The sequence below is a fragment of the Flavobacterium sp. genome (assembly GCF_044373165.1).
Classification (GTDB): Bacteria; Bacteroidota; Bacteroidia; order Flavobacteriales; family Flavobacteriaceae; genus Flavobacterium.
This window is the reverse complement of the sequence record NZ_JBILQL010000148.1, coordinates 1-4,464: the sequence shown is the minus strand read 5'-3', so window position 1 is coordinate 4,464 and position 4,464 is coordinate 1. Positions and strand designations below refer to the sequence as shown.

The window sequence follows — 4,464 nt, the reverse complement described above, 5'->3', positions numbered from 1 at the left end:
TGCGCCTCCGGTAACAGGATTGACAGTTACGGTTACACAATTACTCTCTGCAGAACATTGCACACCATTCAATGTAGAAATGGTTATGCGTTGATAGTAAGTGGTTGCTACTAATCCGGAAGGCGCATCATAAGTAGCACCTGTAGCGCCTGAGATTGTAGTCCATGGTCCTGAACAACCGGTGGTGCTTCTTTGCCATTGGTAGGTTAAAGTACCCGAACCTGTTGAAGGAGCAATTACACTAAAAGCTGCAGGGTTATTACCACATAAGGTTTGATTGTCTGCAATAACACCTCCGGTTACTTCGTTTACAGTAACAGCAATACAATTGCTGTAATCTGAACAAGCAACGCTATTAAGTAAAGAAGTTGCCATTCTGCGGTAGTAAGTAGTTGCCGTTACTCCCGAAGGAGCATCGTAAGTAGCTGAATTAGCTCCGGCTATGTTGGTCCAGCTACCGCTGCAGCCGGTCGTATTACTTTGCCATTGGTAGGAGATGGTTCCGCCTCCGGTGGCATTTACTTCAGTAAAAGCCAATGGGTCTCCACCGAAACAAATAGTTTGATTTCCGGATATTGATCCCGGATTAATACTGTTGACATTCACTTGGATGGTGTTAGAGGTTGCATAACATTCTTTACCATTTACAGTTGAAATTGTAATTCTTCTGAACCAAGTTGTTTGGGTTAATGTACCAGCATCATAAGTGACTGAAGTAGCTCCTGTAATGTTGGTAAAAGTAATATTATCTGTGCTGCTTTGCCATTGGTAAGTCAAGTTTGAGCCGGTTGCTGCAACGGCTTGAGTGAATGCTACCGGGTCGCCACCGGAACAAATAGTTTGATTGGCTGCTATTGTTCCTGATGTAACTGTTGGAGCAATACTGATAGTTACTGTAACAGGACTTCCGGTACATCCATTTGAAGATGGTGTAATGGTAAAAGTTACATTTTGAACGTTAGCCGAGTTGTTAGTCAGTGCATTGGCAATAGTAAATATACTGCCCGGGGCAATATTTCCTGAAGTTCCGGAATTAGTTCCTGTAACATTGGTCGTGTTGTTGCGAGTCCATGAGAAAGTCATGTTAGCATCAGTGATGTTTCCAGTTACTTGTATGTTGGCACCACTTCCATTACAAATAGTGTTTTCCAGGGCTACAGCAGAGGCCACTGGTCTGGGTCTGATAGTTACATTTAGTATTTGTGGCGATGTGCTACATAAAAATGCTCCGGACGGAGGCCCCGGGAAATTGTAAACACTTGGTGTAATAGTAATTTGCGTGGTTACTGTAGCGTTCGTATTATTTTGTGCGGTCAAAGGACCAATATTTCCGGTTGAGGTTCTGAAAATGAAGATTGCGGCTCCCGTGGTACCAACCGGACCTCCGGAGCTTGGTAATATAAAATTCGGGTCAGCAGTCCAATTAAATCGAACGGAGGAGGTAGATAAGTGTAAAGATGATATTTGAGGCGTAAATGATGTTGCAGGACATAATGCTGTGGTTGGAACATTATTTAAACCAAATGTAAATCCGATGTTGCTAACAACCTCCACAAATACCTCGTTACTTGTAACACTTCCACAGGTATTGTTTACTATCAATTTATAAAAAACATCATTAGCTCCATTATTTAAGAATGGTGGCTGATAGGTACTATTGGTAGCACCGGCAATATTGGTAAAATTAACATTGTCCGGACTGCTCTGCCATTGATAAGTATAAACTCCTGAACCTCCTGTAGGAGTTGTCGATAGGGTTAAAGCTGCCGGAGTTGAAAATTCGCAAACGGTTTGTGAAGCACTAATTACTGGTGCAGTAAGCGGTGCATAAACAGTTACAGTTACAGTTGTTGTGTTTGAACAACCATTTCCGGCTGTAACAGTAATAGTAAAGGTTGTTGTTTGGCTAACAGCGGTAGTATTTACCAAAACACCTGTAATTGAATTACCGCTACCCGAACTCGATATACCAGTCAAATTTGTAGTATTGTTTCTGGTCCAAGAAAAAGAGGTGCCCGGTAAGTTATTGGCACTACTTAAGTTAATTGGGCTTATGGCGGTATTGTTACAAATAGTTTGTGTGCTTGGAGTTGCTGCTAAAAGAGGTCTTGGTAACACTATCACTTCAGTTGTTGTATTATCTGAAGCACATCCGTTAGCACTAGCGGTTAATGTAAAAGTAACGGTTTGGTTACTAGAGGTATTGTTGTTTAAAACTCCCGATATTGAAGTGCCTGTTCCTGATCCGCTGATGCCGGTAACAGTCACAGCGTTATCTCTTGTCCAACTGTAAGTAGTGCCTGAGATTCCGCTGGCACTGCTCAAAACTATAGGAGTAATTGTGTTACTGCCACATAAGGTTTGAGTAGAAGGAGAGCCTGTAACTGTTGGTTTAGGACTAACTGTGATGGTAATATTAGAGACTACTGATTGACAACCATTAGCAGAAGCAATTATGCTTATGGTAGTTGTTTGAACAGTATTATTGTTATTAGTAATTGAGCCGGATATAGTATTACCTGTGCCATTATCCGGAATTCCGGTTAAATTTAAAGTATTGCTTCTCGACCAAGAATAAGTTACTCCGCTAACATTGTTAGGATTACTTAATATAATTGGATTGATTGCGTTTCCTGAACAAACGGTTTGGTTACTCGGTGTAGCCGATACAACAATCGTTGGATTAACCAAAACAGTCACCAAATAGGGATCAGAATTACAGCCTTCTTCAGTAGTTGCAATAACCGAGAAAGTAGTCGTTTGTGGTGTGTTTGTGTGGTTTGTTAAAGAGCCATAAATTGTATCATCATCATATTCAGATGGCATCCCGGTAACATTTGTTGTATTGTCACGCGTCCAATGGAATTCCACTTCTTCAGACACTACAAAGACTGTTGAAAGTGTTACATCGGTAATATTTTCTCCCGAACAAATGGTTTGAGTTATCGGAGCAGCGGATACAATTGGCTTTGGATTGATAAAGAAAGTTACGGTAAAGGTATTGCCAACACATGTTCCATAATTTACTGCAATGTTGTAGGTTGCGGTTTGGACTCCATTGGTAGTGTTTATCAAAGTTTGATTAAATGAGGCTGCATTAATTTGAGCATTCGCACCGGTTATTCCTCCAGAGGTTGAAGGCAATCCCCAGGAGAAGGTTGAGCCAACAGGAACTATGTTGCCATTGCCATCGGTTGGTAAAAAATTAATATTTTCCCCACTACAAACGTAAAAAATAGCGTTATTCACGTAAGGTTCCGGATTTACATTGATTACCAATTCAAATGTATTGCCGGGACAAGTTCCTACTATTGGAGTAATGGTATATATAGCTGTTTGAACGGAATTAGTATTGTTTACAAATACATCACTAATTACAGTTTGACCACTTTGTGCTGTTCCTCCTGTCATTCCTCCGGTAACAACAGGTGCTGACCAAGAGTAAGTAGTTCCTGAAGGTACTACATTTAAAGAGGAGGGAACTCCGTTAGCCGGTGTAAAAGAGAAGCTTTCTCCACTACAAACGGTCAGGTTATTATTCAGAATACTTGGGGTTTCATTTATGGATAAAGCCGAATAGTTAGAGATAATGGCACCACAACTGTTGGTTACATGACAATTGTACTTAGTAGAAACATCTGCTAAACTAATATTGCTTAAAGTTAGTGTAGCACTATTACTGCCGCTCACTGTAGCGTTATCTGTTAAAGGAGTAGTGTCATTATACCATTGGTAAGTTAAACTTCCACCGCTGGCTGCTACTGAAAAGGTAACATTACTTCCGGCACAAACTGTTTGGCTGGCAACCGGTTGATTAGTAAAGCTAGGATTTTCAGTGATAATAATTTCTGAAAAATTACTGTTTACAGAGTTACAAGGGGCTAAACCGCTAACAATGCAGTAATAATCATTCCCTGAATCACTTACCGATGCGGTGTTTATGGTTAAGGTATTGGTATTGGCTCCAGAAATTGAACCGCCGTCAGTTAAAGGATTTAAACCTCTAAACCATTGGTAAGTTAATCCTGTACCTGAAGCACTTGTAGAGATAGAAACATTGCTGCCGTTACAATAGGTTTGTGTAGCAATGGGTTGCGTTATAATTGATATAGCTTCATTGACAATGAGAGAAGCTGAATCAGATGTTACAGATGGAGAACAATCACCGCTAATGAGACAGTAATAGTCTGTAGAAGCATCTGACAAGTCAATCGGATTGATGGTAAGCGTGGCCGAGTTTGTTCCGAAGAAGTTACCACCATTGGTTAAAGGAGTACTGCCTTTGTACCATTGATAACTTAATCCTGCTCCGGTAGCGGTAACAGAGATACTTGCCGAACTTCCTGAACAAACTGTTTGGGTAGCTGTAGGCTGAACTGTGATTTGAGGTGCTTCTTTAACATTAATTGTGGAAGATGTCTCGAAACAACCGGTCGTTGAGTCAGTATAAGTAAAAGTGGCATT

The 4,464-nt window shown here is 40.7% G+C and carries 1 protein-coding gene; it reads right to left on the bottom strand.

The window, feature by feature from the left end; all coding sequences use genetic code 11:
* A partial coding sequence (locus ACIQ32_RS11875; protein WP_396195889.1) for a beta strand repeat-containing protein occupies positions 1-4,464 on the bottom strand: 4,464 nt, incomplete at both ends.